Origin of the sequence: Mesorhizobium sp. M0778, assembly GCF_040320105.1 — a bacterium.
Taxonomy (GTDB): domain Bacteria; phylum Pseudomonadota; class Alphaproteobacteria; order Rhizobiales; family Rhizobiaceae; genus Mesorhizobium.
This window is the reverse complement of record NZ_JAMYPA010000036.1, coordinates 22038-42496: the sequence shown is the minus strand read 5'-3', so window position 1 is coordinate 42496 and position 20459 is coordinate 22038. Positions and strand designations below refer to the sequence as shown.

Genomic DNA, 20459 nt, shown 5'->3' with positions numbered 1-20459 from the left:
GCAGGCGCTCTACATGCCAGCCCTCGTCGCGGTCCGTTTCAATCAGTCACTCAAGACAAAATACCAAGACCTCCGAGACGGCGGAAAACCTGCAAAACTCGCCTTAACCGCCATCATGAGAAAGCTCGTCGTTCTCGCTAACGCCCTCATCAGGGACGACCGGAAATGGTCGCCATCCCTTCCTTGACCAAGACGGATACTCTAGCGGGGCTTTCGCGTCGCCCCTGCGGCGCGGTGCTGGGCGCCAGCGCATAGGGCATCAGCAAAATTTCTGCTGGAAGACGACAGTGCGCTGTCGCTGGAGCCAGTTCCACACGATGTTTTCCGGGCTGCTAGTGCGCGGCTGACCTGGCGGGGCCGCGGTTTATCTTGACGAGGGCAGCGGCAAAGGCCCGCTTATCATGATCGACGGCACCATGGCCTATCGCATGAGGAGAAGGTGCTGCCGAAATGCGTGTAAGCTGCCCATAAACTGCGGCAGATACAGCCGGGTGTTCTCGGACCTAAAGCGCTTGGCAACGGATGCCACGAACTGCGCCCTGGTCATGCCAATATCCACCTTCAGGAATTCTCGTCCACAATCGCGGGGAACTACCGATCCTCCCTCGAATGGCTGCTGGGCTTGGGGTTTGGCTGAGCGGTCCCATCCTGAGAATGGCATCATCGCCTACCCGGTTAGTCAACCTCGCAGAGCTATCCCACTCCTTGGCATTCCTTAAGCGGTCGGGAATCATTTCAACGGTTGGCACATGGCCAAAGAGATTGAATCTCGCCGGTGCCGCGCGTCACGATCGAACTCGCGGGAGCTTCAAGGCGGGGTGACGCGGTCTGAACACATGCCCCCAGGCGACCGTCGACGCGAAATTTTCTAAAAATTAACTTATGTTAGAGAACGCTTATAAATAGACGATAGGCTGCACAAGCTGTTCTCGGCTAGGGGCGAAGAACTGCTGAAAACTGCTGGGTGAGCCTCAGGCTTTCACAAGGGCGGGGTGCTCAATCACAAGCGCACTCAAACACACGGCAGCGTATTCAAGCTTTCAGATTGCGAAGAATGAGGGGGTTTTGGCAGCCGCAACGCGGCTTATATCCGAAAGATTGGGGATTGGCATGGGTTCCACAGCAGGGCGGCATAATTACACTTCGACCGATCGGCCAGGAGTCCTGTCCAGCGGAACGAAAAGCGTCCACGGCCAAGCAGGCAAAGGAAGCCTCCTCGTCCTGGACGGAAGGGCCCTGGACGGCGAGTGTCTCGCACTTGCCCTCGCGGACCACGAACTCGGCATGGAAATCGCGGCCATGGGTTCGATCGATGAATGGCGCGTGAAGAAGGGCTCGGTCCCTCCCCTCGCAGCCATACTCTTCAACCTTGGCGGCCGGAAGGTCACCGATCATGGGATCGCAGACGAGATTCGGCATATTTCGTCCGAATTCAAATCAGTTCCTGTGGTTATCCTGGCCGACACCGAAGATCTTGCACACATACTGACCGCTCTCGAATGCGGCGCACGCGGCTACATTCCGACCTCGGTCGGAATCGATGTCTGTGTCGAGGCTATAAACCTTGCGGCAGCGGGAGGCATCTTCGTCACTGCGAGCAGTGTCCTTTGCATGCGCCACCTGATAGGGTCGGACAGCCGCGACACCCAGCCTTTGAAAGGCATGTTCACGCTTAGGCAGGCCGAGGTCGCCCAGGCGCTCCGGCGCGGAAAAGCGAACAAGATCATCGCCTACGAACTGAACCTGCGAGAAAGCACCGTGAAGGTCCACATCCGAAACATCATGAAGAAGCTGAAGGCGACCAACCGCACGGAAGTCGCCTACAAGGTCAACGATCTCTTTGCGAGAATGAAGTCTTCCTGAAGCGTTCCCAAGCAATAAGACGGCCAGCCTCGAATGAATCCCGGCGCGCCGTCTTATTGAAAGTCGGGGGATCTCCGTTGCAGTGAATGGCATCCGGGAGCCGCCCGAGATACAGCGGCCCCCGCCCCGGTGGGGTTCGTTGCCCCGAGCTTTCTGATTGTATGCTGTAAGGAATCTTGGCGGGGTGCTCCGAAGCGCCCGGTTTCGTCGCGATGAACTTGCTCTGCAGTCCTCTGGAAAGCTGTTCCAAGGGCGCGGTGTCAGAGGCAGTGGTCCGCATGCGGCCGCAGAAGCTCTCGGCGCTTGACCCAACGGCAAGCCGGCTGGACATACCGTCCCGTGTTCCTGCAGGGCATTCAGGCGTGGAGTGCTCATCGCGCTCTCGTCGTCAGCTACACCCGCGACGAGGCGGCTGTCATGAAGATGATAGCGGCCGCCGACGGTGCGCTGGCGGTGATGAGCACGATCTCACTTCGGTTGCGGACCAAATAAGGCGACGGTGTCTGACAAACAAGCCTAGGTCCCGCCGAAAGGCTTCGGTGGGACCTGCACATACGGCGGCACACGAAGGCCTGGAGGACGACCGCTTGAAAGGGACATGCGCGACTTCCGCCAGCTCGGAAGCTGACCGCGATTCGGGTTAACTTCCTGCCGCTGAATCCGCGGATCCATCTGCAGTGTCAGGGAAAGTGTGCCTGGCCACCCATCTTACGGCTTCTTCGATCGTATCGAAATTCTTGTGCTGCCCGCTCAGCAGCCCGAAGCCTGTCTCGAGGAACCATTTGCCCTGCGTGGAGTAGGCTTCCTCGTCGATCTGAGTAAGGACCGCTACCAGTTGGTCCCATTTCCACACCAGAACCCCGGATTCCCCGCCTCGACCGTTCCGATCCGGGCTTTCTTGAACGAAAATCCAGGAGCAATTTTTGTCATGCCCACTTTGATGAATCCCTCAACTTCAAAATGGAAAGTAAAAACGGGCGGCTTGCATGGTTAGTTCTGTACTGTCTTTCCTTGTAGATGTCTACTTGCCGGACCGCTGTAGACGAATTAGTTAGCAGATCGCCCGGTGAGTTCAAGGCCCACTCGATTTTTCGATGGTCTCCCCATTGGTTTTTTTGTGTGCAAACTGCTAAAGAATTTTGGCCTTCCGGAGCGTGAAAGCCTCGGCGAAATGCTCGGTGCCCGGCATTCCATTGCGCGCAATCTCGCTGATCGCGGAAGACGTTCCAGGTCAGTTGGTTGAACCTCCCGGTGGTCCTGATGGGTGTCGAACCTGGCCTGGATTAACACCACGTCGGGATGAACCCGTGATCTTGCATCCGTCAGCCGCTGCTTTATCGATCGGCTGTGGGCGGGGAAGTGGCTGTCTTCGAAATCCGCCACGGCAATCACAAAAGGCCGGTCGTGGTCCCGTTGGCGGGGTCCAGCGCAGCGCCCCGTTGCGATCCCGTCTCTACTGCACCCTCCTTACGCTACCATCGCCGGGGGTGATTTGAACCTACCCGTTCTTGATCGCGCAACCTCGTATCAGGGCGTAGCTTTGGAAAGTGCATCGTAGAAAGGTGTGGTTGCGGGACCTGAGACCATCTCAAAATTGCGGTTTTCAGCATCGGGATTTAATGTACTGGTAGCTCGTCGCATCGGTCGACCGGGGTCTCCTTCGTGCGGCAGCTAATGCAGCGTACAGGTCAGCAGCCCGAAGGTGATATTGTCAAGACGCGGAGGCGGTCACATCGGATGAGTGTTCTTGACAAGGTGGTACTCCTTTTGTGCTTCAAGTAGCTCTTGCGGATGGGGAGAAGGCTGAGTTACCGTCCTTTCGGTCCCTGACGGGCCAGTGCCAGGAGCGGACGTGAGCATACCATGGTTCATCGCCCAAACTGCAGCCTGGGTGCGGTTGCCGACCCGAATCTTTCGAAGGATGGCCTTCACGTGCACCTTCACCGTAGCCTCGGCGATGTTAATCTTGCGCGCGATTGTTTTGTTAGATTCCCCTCCGATCAAGCAACGTATAATACAATCTTCCCGAGTTGACAACATTGATGGTTCTCGATCAGTGTTCTCCATTGTAACAGCCACATTCGTAAACTCATGTACCGCATCATGTTTCAGACCATGTCTTATGTCTTGAATAAACGTCGAAGTTTCTGCAGGTAGCACCGTCTGACCTAGCATAACCAATTCGAGAGCTTTGATGAAGGTGTCGTGAGCGGCAACTTTTGTCAAATACGCGTCAGCTCCCGCACGAAGGGCTGAAACTATATCGTTCGGTCGACAGTGATCGGCTAGCGCAACGACATGGCTGGTCGGATAGATCCCTTTAAATTCTGAAATTTGTGCGAATCCAGCACCCGCATCAGTACCGTCGAGATCCATGATGAGCAAGATGGACCGGTGCTTGGGTAGGGGCTTCTGCAGAAGGTCGTGAACACAAGCCGCAGAGAAAAGAATGCGAAACTTTGCTGCATCGAGAATTAGAACAAGGCCCTCTCGGAGTAACTCGCTTTGGCTGACAAGCACTGTCATAAAAGACTTTGTGGTCACCAAGGATTTCGTTGTCATCATAGCCTCCCCTGACGCGATTGAGGTACGCGCGTCTCGCAAGGCGCTCCTCGCAAGTTTCTTTTTTGACCGTGTTACCTTACGCTAGGAAAACCCTAGACAAGAACACCCTCTTTAGGCGTAGGGTAGCTTCGTCGAGGGGTACCCCGGATTCTCAAGCCTGAGGTCTTGGTGAGGAGTGCGAGCCCCGGGTTTCAGCCGCTCCGGGCGGCAGCCAGCACCATCGTGGCGCCGCATGCGCGGACTGCGAGAGTTGTCGGGCTTGGTCTCCCTGGGGCGTGGGGGGTGCCGCCGGTCTGGCGCGGGGCGACGCGGCGTCTCAGGCGGGAGAACCGCGGGCCAGGGGCCGCGCCGCGACCAGCCGCGATTTTGGGATGACGGCGCAGGCCGGGAAGAAGGCGATCTTGACGCGGCGCGCGCTGATCCTGACCAGCGCCCGAGCTTCACCAGCTTGAGGAGCAACGTGCCACAGCTGGCGTGGCGACTGGGTGTGGGCCAGCGCGATGAGCCGCAGCGCGCACAACAGCACGGATACCTTCCGGGCATCGAAATGGGCGATGGTCTGCCGAGCCGCTCCTTGCGTTGCACCTGCGGTGAGCAATACAGGAGTTGCCTGGCGCGGCCCCTGGGGCGGCCCATATCGGGGCAGCGGCGCTGCCGGGGAAGTCCCGTGGCTGAGGCCGAAATTCGAGCCTGGTGAGATCCGGCGAGAAATGATGAGGCGGGCCAGTTCTGCTATTGCTATCTTGATAGGGTTGCCAAGATTGCGGCTTCGTCGAGGTCGCCTCTTCATTCATCAGGCGAGTCAAGCCGTCGATCGGTCATTGACATAGCAGAATGATCGGGTTTGCGACTAGGAGCCGGAGATCGTGATCGGCTCGTTCTCCAGGGCCTGGACGACGAAGTTGGAGCCCAGCCATTCTGCGAACGCATGTTGGGGCCGCAGAGGGTTCGAGACGCCGCGTCGGACCACTTTTTCCTGCTCTTCGTTGCGTTCGATCGCCTTTGTCCCGTTTGCCATCAAAGAGGTTCTCCTTCAGCGCAGCAATCTGCTCATTGGACGGGTTCGCCGGAGGGGGTGTTTATCCGGAAGGAGTGCCAACAAAGGGACAGTTGTGCCGCTGGCGGTGAAGGGTCACGATAAGGCAGAGCCTTCCTCGTCGACCGATGCTCGCCAGTTCGGGACGGGCTGGCCACCAATAAAAGTGAAAGCCACGCGCCATGGCCATGGATGCAGAACACAATTCCGAGCCCGTCACTCCCTCGTCACAGGCGGCCCGCCGCAGGGGAATGAAGGCCGTCCTGCTTGTCTTGGGGGTCTCCGGGGTCGCCGTCCTGGGAGCGGGAGCGGTCAGAAACTGGGAACCCATCGAGGTTGTCTCCAGAGCCGTGGCGCAGAAGGTCGAGGATGCCTCGGTAGCCGTGGCGCAGAAGGTCGAGGATGTCTCCGGAACCGTGATGCGGAAGGTCGAGGATGCCTCCGGAACCGTGATACAGAAGGTCGAAGATACCTCCCGAGCCGTAATGGAGAAGGTCGAAGATGCCTCGGCAGCCATGGGGCAGAAGGTCAAGGACGCCTCCGCAGCCGTGGTGCGGAACGTCGAGGATGTCTCCGGAACCGTGGTGCAGAAGGTGTCTGCTGCTATCGATAGCTGGCAAGAACAACCGGTCCACGCCACGATCGAACCCTCCCGCGCCCGCGCGATCGTGTCGGGACCGGATACGTCGGCGGTGGCGCCGGTCGAACGGAGCGCAGCCCCTGCGGTCCCCACTAGTGCCGAGCCCCCCAAAACCCTCAGCATGGGACAGGATGCATCGGCCGCCGCGTTGGTCGAGCGGACCGTCGTCCCTGCCGTCCCCACCAGTGCCGAGCGCCCCAAAACCCTCAGCACGGCGCCAGGCATGCCAACCGGAGCCCTGTTCGGCGTCGGCGACCGCCTCAAGGTCGCATTCTACGAGCGCGTCGACGTCGAGGAAGACAAGTGGGGGGGCGCGTCCTCGGCCTTGCACGGCATCCTGCAGCGTCCGGAACTGAGCGGCGAATATATTGTCCAAGAGGACGGCACAATTTCCGTGCCCTTGCTTGGCTCCATTCCGGTCGCCAACCGGTCGACGCAACAGGTACAGGCCGACCTGGCGGAGATCTTCAATCAACTGCTGGGCCGCAAGGGGCTGGTCAACATCCTGCCGCTGGAGCGCCCGCCCATTTACGTGCTGGGGCCGGTCAAGAATCCAGGCTCGTTCAAGTACGCGCCCGGCATGACGATCCTGCACGCGATCGCGCTGGCCGGCGGACTCGACCGGGCGGAGAGCGAGCCGTGGCAGAAGATCGAAGCCGTGCGTGAGACCCAGAAGCGGAGCGGGGCGATCGATGCCATGTTGAAGTTGCTCGCGCGCGCGGCGGTGCTGAAGGCCGAGCGCGACGGTACGGCACCCGCTATCCCGCGCCAGTTGCTGGAACTGGCCGGCGCGACGGAAGCGGCTAACCTGGTCAACGACCAGAGCGACCGGCGCAAGGCCGTCGCCACGGCCCGCAAGGATCGCGAGCGCGCGAACCTGCGTGCGCTGGAGGCGGCCAAGCAAGATGTTGTCGCTTATGGGCGCATGGAGTCGCTCGACAAACTCGTCAAGCTGCGCCAGGAGCGCGTCAACAGCATGCGCACGCTGGTGGACCGCAAAGTTCTTAGCATGACGGTAATGGATCAGATCCAGAGTGAGTTGTCCGACGCGGAACAGCGTCGGCAGGACGCCCTCAACCAGTACGCGAGCGCCAAGCAGCGCCTCGCTTCGCTGGAGTCTGAGGTGTTGCGGACCCGGGCCGACCTCAGGGACGATATGGAGGTCGAGATCGAGACCGTGGAAAGCCAGATCGAGGCCAATGTGCGCGAGTTGAACGTCAGCGAAGGCGTCCTGTACACGTTGCCGGTGACCCGCGTCCAGTTTGCTAAGGACGCGAACAGCGCAACCTATCAAATCGTGCGGCAATCGGCAGCCGGGCCGGTCAGCATTGAGTCCGTCGGGATGACCCTGTTGCAGCCAGGTGACCTCGTCAACATCATCGTGGGCGAAAACGGGCCACGAGAGCCGGCCGGTTCGCCGGTCCCGACCTCGTCGCCGACCAGCGAGAGCTTGCCGGCCGCGTCCAACCCCAACGATGTCGAGCTTTCCCGCGTGGTGAGGGAGTAGAGGATCGGTCCGAATTGATGCCCGGCAAGGAGATTGGTCTGCATCACCGGTCTGTGTGGATGAACTCGTCGGGACGAAGTGGGAAGCCCGAAACGACCCCTCGCCGACAGCTTGAGCCGCTTCAGGAAACGAGCATGTCCGCCTCCCCTCAGGAGTTCGGATCATTGGCAAGGTGCAGTGAGATAACATCGAACGGGACACAGGTGCGTATCAAGCGGGATTGGTCAAAGATTTCGGAATTTTCGTCACGACGGCGCGCACGCTCGAGCGGATATTTGCGCTAGGCGGATACGCTTCCGGCGCTCGCAAGTCTTCCCTTCCAGCGACATGAAGTCTTCACCGAACAGGAAAACCCCGAGTGCTCCATGGACGAACAGCAGCTCGCAGCGAGGATACTCCTGGCATTCCCGCCGCAAGGCGCAAAGGATCAGGAAGATGGCTGTATGTCAGGACCTCTTGATGTCTCAGCCATCGGTGCGGAACCCTATCGTGTGGCTTCAGTAGAACAAGCCATGCGCCAGGATACTGTCATCGACGTTACCGTGGAGGCCTTGCCGGACATCGCGAGACTCGAGACCGTTTGGAGAGAGCTCGAAGCGCGAGCAACTCACTCGTTCTATCTGTCCTGGCTCTGGATCGGAACTTGGCTGCGGCATCTGCCGGGGGGCGCGCAACCACATGTTCTAATCGCTCGGACGTCAAGCAGGATCGTTGGATTGGCGATTATTTGCCGGCGGAGGGCGTGGAGTTTCGGGCGGCATGCGCGGGCGCGTTGGCTGCTCAATGAAACTGGAGATGTTCGTTTCGATCGATTGTTCATCGAGTACAATGATATTCTTGCGGAGCGATCCCTGGCCGATGCCACTCGAGTGGCATGCGTCGAGGCCTTGGCGCATCACTTGCACCACTCTGACCAACTGGTGCTCTCCGGAATTGAACCGGACTTCGAGTTGGCCGCTTGTCGCATTGCGGACCGAGCCGGGCTCCTTACCGAGGTGAAAGCAGAAGAGACGGCACGGTGGATCGATTTCGCCGAAGTCCGCCAGAAAGGCGGAAATTACCGCGCCACATTGGGCAGCAATACTCGACAGGCGGTAAGCCGTGCCATGCGACTATATGCGGAACGCGGCCCCATTGCGTTCCGGACTATGGAAATGACATCGGAGGCGCTCGCCGCGTTTGATTTGCTCGCCGAGCTTCATCAGGCGCGGTGGGGACGCAAGGGGGCTTTTGCCAATCCGAGCTTCCGTCGATTTCACGAGGAGCTCATTGCACGCGGAGCTCCCAGCGGGACGGTCCGCATCTCACGGACGTTGGCTGGGGACCAGACAATTGGGGTCCTGTACAATTTCGTGCATGACGGCCGTGTTTACAACTACCAAAGCGGCTTTCTGTATGAGCGCGACGGCCGGCTCAAGCCCGGGCTTATCAGCCATGTTCTGGCTATTGAGGACAGCATCCGACGCGGGGAGCGCGGCTACGATTTTCTGGCAGGCTTCTCCGGGCACAAGTCCCGCCTGGCCAATGCGGAGCATCCCATGAAGTGGATCGCAATAGGCAGAGACAATCCAGAGCGCCGCATTGAAGCCAAGCTGCGCGGTGCCAAGCGGGTGCTGGGGAGCATTGTTGCCCAGATGAAACAGGCCGCGGCTTGAGGCATCGGCCAAAAAAGGACCCCGCCACTCAATGTCAGTATTGTTAGCAGGTTCTTGGATATGTGGTCGGCGGGTGCGGACCTTCGGCAGGCGAGAATCAACGGGAGGTGCGCTTTGTATACGATGTGCGATGTGACCATTGTCGGTGCTGGCCCGTATGGACTGTCGGTAGCCGCACACTTGCGCGGACTGGGTATTGACTGCCGGATAATCGGCAGCCCCATGGAGAGTTGGAAAAGCAAGATGCCGAAAGGCATGCTGCTCAAGTCAGCTGGCTTTGCATCAAACCTTTCTGATCCCGAGCATGCTTTTACTCTTCGGCAATTCTGCCTTGAGCACGGCAGTCCCTATGACCATCTGGATCTTCCAATTCCGCTGGAAATATTCTCCGCCTACGGGTTGGCGTTCCAAAAACGCTGCGTGCCGGACGTGGAAGACGAGGAACTCGTTTCCTTGGTTCCGGCTCCAGAAGGATTCGATCTTCGCATGAAGAGCGGGCTATCCTTCAGGACCCGGAAGGTGGTGATTGCAACAGGCCTGACCTATTTCCGCCATATCCCCGAGCTGTTGTCCCGACTGCCCAGCGATAAGCTGTCGCATGCCGCTGACATTCACGACCTACAAAGATTCGGGGGGCAGCGCGTCGCGGTACTCGGAAGCGGAGCATCCGCAATTGATATAGCGGTGCTCTTGAACGAAGCGCGGGTCAACGTTCAGCTTATCTCGCGCAAGCCGGCCATCATTTACAGTGGTCGGTGGGGAGGCTCAGGCTCGCACCCGGTGCTACGCCGCCTGGCACATCCCGTTTCTGGAATCGGCCCGGGTTGGACACATCGACTATTCGCAGACTGGCCTTGGCTCTTTCGGTATTTCCCCGAGTACTATCGACTTGAAATGGCAGAAAAGTTTCCCTCGCCGTCCGGAGGGGAGTCAATGAAAGATCGGGCAGCAACCATTCCTTTGCTTGTGGGACGCTCGCCGCGAGAGGTGAGATTATCAGAGCACGGAGTACAATTGAAACTACTCTCCATGGACGGCAACGCTCACGTCGTCGAGGCAGATCATGTAATCGCGGCGACGGGATATAAGGCCGACGTGCGTCGTTTTCCTTTCTTAAGCTCTTCAGTTGTCGAACAGCTGCGTCTTGTCGGAAAAACTCCCAGGCTGTCCACGAATTTCGAGTCGTCCATCCCGGGATTGTATTTCGTCGGGCATGTATCGACTACGACGTTTGGACCGGTCATGCGTTTCGTGTTTGGCACCGGCTTCACCTCTCGCACGATATCAAGGCACCTAGCGAGCCTGCGCCCTAGGCCCTGGCGAGCGGGGCAGCATCGGCCCACTGTGCCGACAACTTCAGCCGGAAATGTGGACGCTCGCCTTGAACCAATCAAGGGAAGTCAGTCTTCTCGCTAGGATTGGGGCTATTATGCCTAGTCACGTGATAAATCCGCGGCAACACACTCTAGCAGCCGATGGCGCACCGACACCCGTGGTCTTAGGAGGAGGAATAAACGGCCTGTCCGCTGTACGCAGCTTGGCTCAAGCGGGACTTCGGCCGATTGTAGTAGTTGAGACAAGGTATGATGTGTCAGCTGTATCGCGGTATGCCCAAAGAGTTATTGTTTCGACATTTAACGGCGAAGAATTCGTGGAGGAACTAGTTAGATTGCGAGAAATAATGCCTCAGAAAGGTGTGATAATATTTGCCGATGACCGTCCACTTTTGACTGTGTCACGGTACCGTGACCGTGTGGCTCCCTGGTTCAGCTTCCAACTCCCACTCCACGAACTGCTGGTCGACTTAACGCTGAAGGAGCCATTTTTTCGTTTGGCCGAGCGCGGTGGCTTTCCGGTGCCAAGAACCCTCTTGGCGCAGAACCATGGTGACTTGATTGGCCTGCGTGACCTTCGGCCTCCGTTGTGCGTGAAGCCAAACAGCCGTTCCCCGGCGTATGATGGCTCGTTCAAGAAGGCCTATCGCATCGAAACCCAAGCCGATGCTCGGTTGCTCTGCGAGCGAGTGCTGGACGCGGTGGGGGAGGTGATTGTTCAGGAGTGGATTGAGGGGTCGAATGACTCCATCTACTTTTGCCTGTGCTATCTGCGCCCGGGTGCTTCGGTCGCCTTTACAGGCCGCAAAGGCCGTTCCTGGCCACCTCAAATCGGCGTAACCGCTAGTTGCTGGGCGGCGCCGGAAGTCGCCGAGGAATTGGAGGATCTGACAATCCGTTTCTTCCGATCAATCGGTTTGACAAACGGATTCGCCAGCATGGAATTCAAGCGCGACCAGCGTGACGGTGTATTTCGATTTGTTGAGCCAACCGTTGGCCGGATCGATGGGCAGGTGGAGATCTCCGCCCTCTGTGGCGTCAATCTCTGTCATGTCGGCTATTGCGACGCCGCCGGGCAGCCACACCCACCATTAGAGCTTGATCCGACGCACGTCTGGCGCGATGAATTCAGGGATTTCATCTCGGCCCGGCTCCTTGGCGCCGGCTGTTTCTATCCACCGAGTCATCGGATTCACAACGCCTACTGGCGCTGGGACGATCCAGGTCCGGCGCTACTGGAGTCAGCGAAAGCCGCGAAAGAAACGCTGCGCCGTGTGATCTGGCGGCCTTTAAAAACTGAACCGATATCAACGTACCGAAAAGAACAATCAGAGTTAAGGTGCTGATTGGCTCAGCATTATTCCGACTCGCGGGTCAACAAAGAGGCGATCGGCAAGAGCGCTCAAACGTGGGCATCCGCTGAAGGCCGCGGGATAGTTCGTTGCACGCGCGGCACGACGGCCCGCCTAAGTCCTCGACGCTGGCGAGTCCCATCGCGATGGCGCGCAGGCTCGCCGCTGCCAATTACAACATTCGGCCTGCTCCTGCGTTGGCTCGCAGAGCTTTTGCGTGCTTTGATCCGGACGTTCGTCAAGACCGGCGCAGATTGGCAACGCGCTTGAATGGGAGCTCAAGCGTTTCTTCAGAGACGACTATCGCTGCGCGACCTGTAATAGGCAATGATGTCCTTCGGTTTCATTGCACGTCCCGAACGCCGGCCAAGAAAATAGACTGCGCTCGCGCCGTCGGCTGCATACAAGGCGGTGCCTTATCCGGAAGGAGTGCCCACAAAGGGATAGTTGTGCCGCTGGCGGTGAAGGGTCACGATACGGCAGAGCCTTGCTCGTCGACCTGTGCCCGACCAGATCGGGACGGGATGGCCACCGATGGCCACCCTTGAAAGTGAAAGCCACATGCCCTGGCCATGGATGCAAAATACAATTCCGAGCCCATCACTCCCTCGTGACAGGCGGCCCGACGCAGGGGAGCCGTGGCGCAGAAGGTCCAGGATGTCTCCGGAGCCGTGGCGCAGAAGGTGTCTGCTGCTATCGACAGCTGGCAAGAACGACTGGTTCAAGCCATGGCCGAACCCTCCCGCGCGATCGTGTCGGGACCGGATGCGTCGGCCGTGGCGTTGGTCGAGCGGAGCGTCGTCCCTGCCCTCCCCACCAGTGCTGAGCGCCCCAAGAAACCTCAGCAAGGCGCCTGACGTGCCAACCGGAACCCTGTTCGGCGTCGTTGACCGCCTCAACTCGTCGCCGACCAGCGAGAGCTTGCCGGCCGCGTCCAACCCCAACGATGTCGAACCCTCCCGCGTGGTGAGGGAGTAGAGAGGATCGGCCGAATTGATGCCCGGCATAATTGGTCAGCAAGGTGATTGTTCTGCACGGAGACGCTCGGGGCTGGCCCAGGACTTCAACTGTCGGGCCGAGGCTTCCCTAGGGCCCTTTGCGCTGGGCCGCTCAGCTGCCGGGTGGACATCGCCAGCCGGTCGCCAGGGTCTCATCAGACTCGGCCCCAGGAAGCGGCCAGATCAAAGGGGGGCGTGTGTTGACAAAGCTGAAGCCTGACTATGTCGCGATCCAGCGGCGCTGCAAGGACACACGGCCGCCTGAGCGCCTGGTCGCGCACTACGAACTGGAACGCCGGCTCGCGGATCGGCTGCGGGCCGCCTCCCGCGACGAGCGCTCCCGAATCTATGCCGAGGTGTATTCGGAACTGTTCAACAGCCTGCCGGACCATCCGCAAAAAGCCGCCGTCGGCTCGCGCCCTAACCGGGTCGCGAAACAGGTCAGGGCCCTCAAGCCTTTAATGGGACGCGGCGAAGTGTACCTTGAGATCGGCTGCGGTGACGCCTCGCTGCCGTTCGCGCTATCCGGGAACACTCGTGAGGTGCTGGGCCTCGATGTCACGGACGCCTTGGTGGATTTCGCCGCCGCTCCGACCAATTTCCGCTTCCTGAAGACGGGCGGGGTCGATATCCCACTCGCGGACAACTCCGTCGATCTGGCCCATTCGGACCAGCTCATGGAGCACCTGCACGTGGAGGACGCCGAGGCCCAGCTCCGGGAGATCCACCGGGTGCTCAGGCCCGGCGGGCACTATGTGTGCACGACCCCGAGTGGCGTCACGGGGCCGCACGATATCTCGGTGTTTTTCGACGAGGTGGCGACGGGCATGCACATGCGGGAATACGACTACCGTTCATTGCGCACGCTGACGCTCCAGGCGGGCTTTCGCCGGATCGAGTTCCCGCTGGTGGTCACCGGATATTGGCTCGTCAAGCCGCCCTACCGACTCCTGCACGGCATCGAGCGGGCTCTGCAATGGCTTCCGGCTCGGTTGCGGCGCAATCAATTGGCCGGCGTCCTGATGGGAATCACGGCAGTCGCCACCAAATAACAGCGCTGGTGCGGGCGCGGCCAGGACCTCTAGGGCCTTGCCCGTCGGCCTCATCCGCACCTGGGCGGGACCCCCGTCCAACAGGCGTTCCTTGAGCTGGAGTAGCGGCAACTCCATCACGTACCACGAGGTCGCTGGCACCGCGACGCTCAGGACCAGGACGCAGATGCCCTGAGCCCAGACCGGGACGGATCCCATCCGTTCGATCACGGCGCTCGACTCGAAGATCCTCGGGAAGAACGCGTGGGTGAGATAGATGCCGTAGCTGATCTTGCCGATGAAGCGGACGAACGCGAACCCGCTGAAGAACGCTAGCGGGCCCGGCAGCCCGGCATCGGCCCGCAAAACCACCCAGGCAAAGAAGGTCCCCACACTCGCGTTGAAGGTCACGTGACGCAGGATGCCGTTGCCGTAGACGTACCAAGCCACGGCCTGGAACAGCAGGCAGGCCAGCGCAAGGATCCCAAAGTCCCACCCGGCGACGAGGCGTCGGCCGCCACGCGACGCGGCATAGGACAGAGCGCCGATCAGCACGCCGATGCCCAGGATCTCGAACTTTCCGAAGATCGACAGCTCAAAGGCGAACGGGTCAATCGGCGTCGTTAGGACAATGTTACGCAACAGGAATCCGGTCGCGATCAGGAACAGCCCCACCCTCATCGCATTGCGACCGGAGATGAGCAACAGCACCGGCAGCATCAGGTAGAACTGCTCCTCCACGGCCAGTGACCAGAACACAAGGAGTGGGCCTCCGGTCGCCGCGAGGTAATTGCTCGTGTAGCTGAGATGCCAGGGAATGAAGTCGTGAACCTCGGGCACGCCCAGCACGAACAGCACGAGCAGGGTTAGATAGTAGGCCGGCATTAGCCGAACCGCGCGGCCGATGAAGAACCTGCGGATGACTTCGCCTGCAGGGGCTTGCTCTAGTCTGAACAGCAAGTTGCGCGTGATCAGGAAGCCACTCAGGACGAAGAACAGTTCGACCCCCAGCGCACCCGCCCCGATGGGGAAGCGCATTGTGACCCACGACCCGCCGAAGTGCTCTACGCCGACTAGTCCGATCGCGATGGCCCGTAGGCCATCCAACTGCGGTCGATAATCCTGCGCCATGGTCGGTGTCTCCTCAAGTCTGGAGCGGCGACGGGGTCGGTCGGTCGTGCGCGCGGCCGGCGGCAGAATCCAGTTTCATGGCGAAGGCCAAAATCAGGGCCGCATATGCACCCTCGATGCTGAGGGCGAGCGTCCAGCCTAGGACCAGGCCTTGAAGTCCATCAAGCTTCGCCCCAGCGACGACGAAGCACAGTTCCAGTATTCCGCCAAGCGCGAACCAGCGAGACGCCTTGCGCATCGTATTGCTCAGCCGCGCCAGCGTGCAGGCATGAAATTTGAGCGTTGATCCCAGCAAGCTAAAGCCGAGAAAGCGCAGGCTCGAACCAGCGATCTCAGGATAGGCGGGATTAAAGACCGCAAGGACCTCCTGAGAATATGTGAAGACGAAGGCGGCGCAGACCACTGAGAAGAGCAATGACGCCACGAGGCACAAAAGGATGTTGTGCCTAAATCGTTTCGGGCTTGCTCTGACTACGGGGAACAGGGCCGTAGCCATGGCTGCGGGAATGATCGAGGCCATGAATACCAGCATCCACAACGATACAAAGGCGGCATTGATGGCCGGCGACAGGAGAATCAGCACAAGGTACGGCATGATGACCGCAGGGGCCTGCAAGGCCACATCAAGCGCGTAGTGGTCGAAGACCTTGCGGCGGAGCGTAGACAGCAACGGAAAATCGGGGGCCCCAACCAGGTGACGCGTCCCGCCCCGGGTCAAGAGATCGACACCGATCCAGGACGCCAGCATACCGGCCACCCAGGTCAGAAGAATCGCGGCGTTGGAGGCGTAGCCAGCTGCTGCTGCGGCGGCGATGAGCACCAGCTTGAATGTGGAGAACAGCACTTGCCGGATCATCCTGTCGGTGCTGCGCAAGTTGCCGACGAGCGCCTGATCGGCCACCGCGCTGAAAACGGTCAGGCAGCAGCCGAGGACGAACGCGACGCCCCCGAACCATCCGTCAATCGGCCCGGACGAGCTGTTGAAATACGCCTCTCCGAAGACAAACAGCAAGGCGAAGCCAGCCGCCAATGCCACCCCGACGGACGCTGCCGCGGCCACGAGGCCGCGCTCCTTGCCGGGGTGCCGAACGATTTCGCCCATCAGCAGGGTGCCGAGCCCGGCCTCCCCCAACAGACCGACGAGCCCCATCACGGACAGAAGGGCAGAGGTCTTGCCGATCACCTCCGGGGGAAACAGTCGGGCGGCGAGCCACCAATAGATAAACCCAAGACCGGCCGCTGCCATTGTTCCGATCGCCAGAGCACCGGAATTCGTGGCGAGCGTAGCGTTCTTTTGAAGCACTCGGCGCACGCGAATAAGTGCAGTCACGGCGAGATCTACCGGCATGATGGCTCTTCCGAGTCTTGGTGCGCCGGCACCGCGGACCTGCTGGCGGCTGGACGCAGGATATCCCAGTAGACCTGCTCGATCCGGGTCACAACCACTCCGGCCTTGAGGCGCCCCACCCTGGCGAGGCTTGTCGCCTCCAGGCGGGCCAGCAGGGCGCGGTCGTCCACAAGTGTTTGCATCGCGTGGGCCAGCGCATGCGTGTCACCAGGCGGCACGAGAAGCCCTGTTTGGCCATGATCGACCATATCCGGCATGCCGCCGACGTCGGTTGCGACGACTGCCTTGCCCGACGCCATCGCTTCCATGATCACCGTCGCGCAGGCTTCGGGTCCGACCGATGGAAGCACGCCGAACAGTGAGCGCCGCCATGCATGCATGATGGCTGAATGCGGCCACGTATTGAAGACGCGGACGTTCGGCGGAAACTCGGTAGGCGTATCGGCGACCCGGCGCCCAATGAGGACCAGCGGTGGCGCCCGCTCCAGGCTGGCATAGGCTTGCAGGAGAACGCCGATGCCCTTGAGGCGCATCATGTCGCCGACGAACAGGATGAATCCATTCGCAGGCAGCTCCTGCCGCAGGCAGGGATCTTCCGGGCCAAGCACCCCGACATCGTCGGGCACGAAGTTGGGGATGATCTCATAGCTGGCGCGGCCTTGGGTGAGTCCGGTGTGATGCGCCACCGCGTGGCTCACCGGGATGAAGCGGTCCACCAGGCGCTGAGCGGCGAAGCTCGACACCCAGTTGCTCAACGTTGTCGCGGCTCCCTTCACCGCTCCGTAATGCACAATAGCGCAAGGTAAGCACTTGGCCGGTGCTGGGCCACTGCAGAGATGGGTGCCCAGGTGCATGAAGTTCTTCTTGGCGCAGACAAGACCGTAATCGTGCAGCGTGACCACGAGGCGTGCCCCACTGAGAACTTTGACCGGCAGGAAGGACGCATAGATCCAGTTATGGGCGTGGACGATGTCCGGCCTCTCCTGGGCGACCAGCCGCTTCAGGGCTAGCACCAGTTCGGGATCCGGGAAAGGTGGTGCGTGGCGGCGCTCGGGATCGGTGTGAAGGCCTGACAGACGCTGGAGCGTGCCGCGCAGGCGGTGCACGCGGACCGCGCCGTCCTGCTCGGTTTCGGGCGATCCGGGATGCCGCAAGGTCCCGACGCTGACATGATGGCCCCGCTGCGCCAACGCCGCGCCGAGGTTGCGGACGTGCCGCTCCTCTCCCCCGATCACCGGAGGATAGAACTGCGACAGTAGCAGGATGCGCATGGTTGAGCCTCGTTTCAGATGGGCGGCACCAGCGTCGAAACGCTGCGATAGAGTCGGTCGTGTTCCGGCCCATAGAGCCGCGCCTCCGCCGTCTGGCGAGTTGCCAAGACGGGCACCAAGATTTCCCGCGCCCAGGTGTCGCCCGGCGCGATAGTGAGCGATCGGAAGACGGCGAACGGTTGCCCGTCAAGCGTGATTTCCAGGTCAAATCGCTGAACTCGGGTTTCGGCGCTTCTGATGCCGACGGTGAGTAGGTCGGGCTCCCCATTGGGCGATGGCAACATCCAGAGCTCGGTGTATTTGAATTGCCGGTAGGTCGCTTCGTCCCGGACGGCCAGCGCATAAGCTCCGGTCGCCACCAGCACCGCTACCATCAGTGCGGCCCCCTGCCAGAGCCGGAGCCGCGGCGGAGGCGCCCAAGCTGGCAGATTGGGAGCGTCGCGGCGGACCGCCACCAGCGCCGCGGCGGTCGTCACGGTCCAGAACCACACCGCCCAGCCGAGCGGCGTGAGGAAGCCAGCGGCGTTCAGGGCAAAGCCCCCGGCGATGCCGGAAGTGAGGCTTGCTCCGACCGCGTAGACGAGGTGTTCCGACACGGTGGTGGTCCTCACCCCAAGAGCCCGCAGCACCACGTGGCCCGAGACGAGCAACACCATTGGCGCGCCCAGGACGGTCCGGAGGAGCAAGCTGTCGCTGATCGCAACGACGGCCACCGTGGCCACTGCCCACAGGCAGGCGGCCGCAAGGTCCCGATTACTAGAAATTCCCATGTAATCCCCTCACATCGTAGATGACGATCCAGCCGTTGTCGTAGATGCGCGTGATCCCCTTGATGTTGTTGAACTTGAGCAGCTGTGCGCCCGAGAGCGGAGTTCCCTCCTGCGCTTGCCACGGCTCGAAGTAGAACCCGAGCACCGGGATGGCTGTGGACAGGCGCAGATCTACCAGCAGGAAATCGATGTCGCTCCTCGCCAAGGCGTAAAGGTCGTCAGGCCATAATTCCTTGGCCTCGAAAATGCGCGCGGCATCGACGCCTTGGACGATGTTGACCCTGGCATCCTGCCGGCCGTAGCCGGCGAGCAGCAGGCGATTGACGCGGTCGGCGGTGAAGCGATTGCCGGGCTTGAGCCATTCCTTGGTCCAGAGCGCGGTTTCGATCCCCATGGATTCGACCGATTGCTGGTCGGCCGCCACCCTGTAGCGTCCACGCAACGGATCGAGCGAAGCGCTCGTGACGCCGCCTAGGACGATGGCCGCCAGAGCAACGGCCGGTGCGACGCGGCGCCACCCGCGTGGCGTGCGACCCTGCCAGAAGTGGACTATGCTCACCGCGACGACCAGCGCGACGGCGATGAACACGAACGTTCCCATGCGGTGGCCGATTTGCCATCCAGCGATGGTAAGCCGGAAGGCCACCGAGACCGGGAACGCGAAGGCCAGCAAGGTAAGGAGCACGATGCGGCTGTCGCGCCAGCGCCGGTTGAGAATGTCCTGGATCGGACGCCAGCCCGCTTGCGCATCGCGCGGCGCTGCCATGGCCAGCGACCGAAAGAAACCCGTCGCCAGCCCGAGTGCCAACAGCAGGATCGCGAATAAGGTGGTAAGCCGCATGCCGAGGGGCTGGGTAGGCGCTCCGAGGTGCTCCGACGATGGAGTGGGCGCGCCCAGGATCTTTCCGAGCAATGTCTTGAAGCCGGTTTCGGCCACCGGGGCGAGATAGCTTGTGAGAGGGTTGCCACGGGCCTGTATCCAAAGGAGCGGCAGGGCTATGGCCAGGAGCGCGGTGAAGCCTGCGACGGTCCTGGCCTTAATCCGCAAGGGGCCGCGCCGGCGCAAAGCCTCGAGGGCCGCCAGCACTGCGAAGTAGGCGGCGGTGAAGGCGGCCGAGAGGTGGTGCGTGACCGCGAGGCTCGCCAACAGCAAGGCAATCAGACCGAACGCCTTCAGCCTCGGTCGCCCGACGAGATCCTTGGACGCTGCTTCGACGGCGAAGGTCAGTACGCACAGCACGATGCCGAGGCTCTCGTAAGAGAACATCGACTCGAACAGGACGAAGGTTGAGCAACCCATATAGGCCAGACAGGCGATGGCCGAGATGCGCGGCGATCCGGTGATGCTTTCGAAGAACAGAAACAAGGCACCGACGAACGTGCCCCTGAGGACGACCAACAATAGAGTCCCCGCCACAAACAATGGCAATCCCGTCAGATTGACGATCGCCGTCGAAAGGATTTCCAGGGCGGGATACGTCGGCCCGATCGGGAGAAGCGGGTTGGACAGAAATAACCGGCGGGCCGTCATAAGGTCGTCGGCTGCGATCCAGTGCAAGAACTCGTCGTGATGGATGAAGCTCGTCGGGGAATAGACCGCCTTGTAATAGAACAGGGCTTCGGCAAGCAAAAACAGGAGGAAGAGGCGCTCACCCCGGGCTACGATCGGCCAAGCTATGCGCAGGCTGGTCGGGACGACCAGGAGGACGACACCGGACCAGAAGAAAAGCGGCGCTACGTCATAGCCCCGGCGCCCGGCGGCGTGCCCGGCCACAACCAGGAGCAGAGCCGTGGCGGTCGTCAGGCACAGAACCGCGATCCATCCGAAGTTGGCCCGTTGCGGCGGGGCATCGGCGCTGCCGCCGCGAAGGTCGGGACCGATAACGGCCGAGACGAACCTTATCCCGGCCCGGAGCGGGTTGATCCTGGCTCCCGCGGCGAAATGAGCTGGCATTATC

At 60.9% G+C, this 20459-nt stretch carries 15 protein-coding genes and 2 pseudogenes; 9 read left to right on the top strand and 8 right to left on the bottom strand.

What is annotated here, in order from left to right:
* The 3 genes and pseudogenes from NKI22_RS30045 to NKI22_RS30035 form a co-directional block, all read left to right on the top strand.
* Window positions 1-187: pseudogene (locus NKI22_RS30045) on the top strand (IS110 family transposase); the annotation flags it as partial.
* A 923-nt stretch (window positions 188-1110) separates the two neighbouring features.
* The gene (locus tag NKI22_RS30040; RefSeq protein WP_352484263.1) at window positions 1111-1863 is read left to right on the top strand and encodes a LuxR C-terminal-related transcriptional regulator; all 753 of its coding nucleotides are present in this window, start codon (window positions 1111-1113) and stop codon (window positions 1861-1863) included.
* 303 nt (window positions 1864-2166) lie between these two features.
* Entirely contained in the window at window positions 2167-2355 is a 189-nt protein-coding gene (locus tag NKI22_RS30035) for a hypothetical protein (RefSeq protein WP_352484262.1), read from the top strand.
* Window positions 2356-3591: 1236 nt separating this feature from the next.
* On the opposite strand, the gene NKI22_RS30030 is transcribed toward NKI22_RS30035, so the two are convergent.
* The 3 genes from NKI22_RS30030 to NKI22_RS30020 all read right to left on the bottom strand — a co-directional run bounded on the left by NKI22_RS30030 (window position 3592) and on the right by NKI22_RS30020 (window position 5446).
* The gene (locus NKI22_RS30030; protein WP_352484261.1) at window positions 3592-4425 is read right to left on the bottom strand and encodes a LuxR C-terminal-related transcriptional regulator; all 834 of its coding nucleotides are present in this window, start codon (window positions 4423-4425) and stop codon (window positions 3592-3594) included.
* Window positions 4426-4744: 319 nt separating this feature from the next.
* Entirely contained in the window at window positions 4745-5026 is a 282-nt protein-coding gene (locus NKI22_RS30025) for a hypothetical protein (protein WP_352484260.1), read from the bottom strand.
* A gap of 252 nt (window positions 5027-5278) precedes the next feature.
* On the bottom strand, window positions 5279-5446 hold the full coding sequence (locus tag NKI22_RS30020; protein ID WP_352484259.1) for a hypothetical protein: 168 nt from the start codon (window positions 5444-5446) through the stop codon (window positions 5279-5281).
* Window positions 5447-5646: 200 nt separating this feature from the next.
* Between NKI22_RS30020 and NKI22_RS30015 the strand changes: the two genes are divergently transcribed.
* The 6 genes from NKI22_RS30015 (at window position 5647) to NKI22_RS29990 (ending at window position 14002) form a co-directional block, all read left to right on the top strand.
* A complete protein-coding gene (locus NKI22_RS30015; protein ID WP_352915801.1) occupies window positions 5647-7611 on the top strand; it encodes a polysaccharide biosynthesis/export family protein in 1965 nt (654 codons plus the stop codon).
* 365 nt (window positions 7612-7976) lie between these two features.
* Window positions 7977-9266 carry a GNAT family N-acetyltransferase gene (locus tag NKI22_RS30010; RefSeq protein WP_352484257.1) on the top strand — a complete coding sequence of 430 codons (1290 nt, stop codon included), beginning with the start codon at window positions 7977-7979 and terminating at the stop codon, window positions 9264-9266.
* A gap of 60 nt (window positions 9267-9326) precedes the next feature.
* Window positions 9327-10682 (top strand): NAD(P)-binding domain-containing protein, encoded by a 1356-nt coding sequence (locus NKI22_RS30005; RefSeq protein WP_352484256.1) that lies wholly within the window; start codon window positions 9327-9329, stop codon window positions 10680-10682.
* 265 nt (window positions 10683-10947) lie between these two features.
* A complete protein-coding gene (locus NKI22_RS30000) occupies window positions 10948-11946 on the top strand; it encodes a carboxylate--amine ligase (RefSeq protein ID WP_352911123.1) in 999 nt (332 codons plus the stop codon).
* A 644-nt stretch (window positions 11947-12590) separates the two neighbouring features.
* On the top strand, window positions 12591-12809 hold the full coding sequence (locus NKI22_RS29995; RefSeq protein WP_352484254.1) for a hypothetical protein: 219 nt from the start codon (window positions 12591-12593) through the stop codon (window positions 12807-12809).
* Between the two features lie 341 nt (window positions 12810-13150).
* Entirely contained in the window at window positions 13151-14002 is an 852-nt protein-coding gene (locus tag NKI22_RS29990) for a class I SAM-dependent methyltransferase (protein WP_352484253.1), read from the top strand.
* Between the two features lie 144 nt (window positions 14003-14146).
* Here the strand turns inward: NKI22_RS29990 and NKI22_RS29985 are convergent.
* From NKI22_RS29985 to NKI22_RS29965, 5 genes and pseudogenes are all read right to left on the bottom strand, one after another.
* Window positions 14147-15112: pseudogene (locus NKI22_RS29985) on the bottom strand (acyltransferase family protein); the annotation flags it as partial.
* 13 nt (window positions 15113-15125) lie between these two features.
* Complete coding sequence (locus NKI22_RS29980) at window positions 15126-16460, bottom strand: lipopolysaccharide biosynthesis protein (protein ID WP_352484252.1); 1335 nt, start codon at window positions 16458-16460, stop codon at window positions 15126-15128.
* On the bottom strand, window positions 16451-17731 hold the full coding sequence (locus tag NKI22_RS29975; RefSeq protein ID WP_352484251.1) for a glycosyltransferase family 4 protein: 1281 nt from the start codon (window positions 17729-17731) through the stop codon (window positions 16451-16453). Before NKI22_RS29975 ends, NKI22_RS29980 begins: the two co-directional genes overlap by 10 nt.
* Window positions 17732-17745: 14 nt before the next feature.
* Window positions 17746-18501, bottom strand: coding sequence for a hypothetical protein (locus tag NKI22_RS29970; protein WP_352484250.1), 756 nt, complete (start codon window positions 18499-18501; stop codon window positions 17746-17748).
* Window positions 18488-20455, bottom strand: a complete 1968-nt coding sequence (locus tag NKI22_RS29965) for a putative glycosyltransferase family protein (RefSeq protein ID WP_352484249.1) — start codon at window positions 20453-20455, stop codon at window positions 18488-18490. Before NKI22_RS29965 ends, NKI22_RS29970 begins: the two co-directional genes overlap by 14 nt.
* Window positions 20456-20459 lie beyond the last annotated feature (4 nt).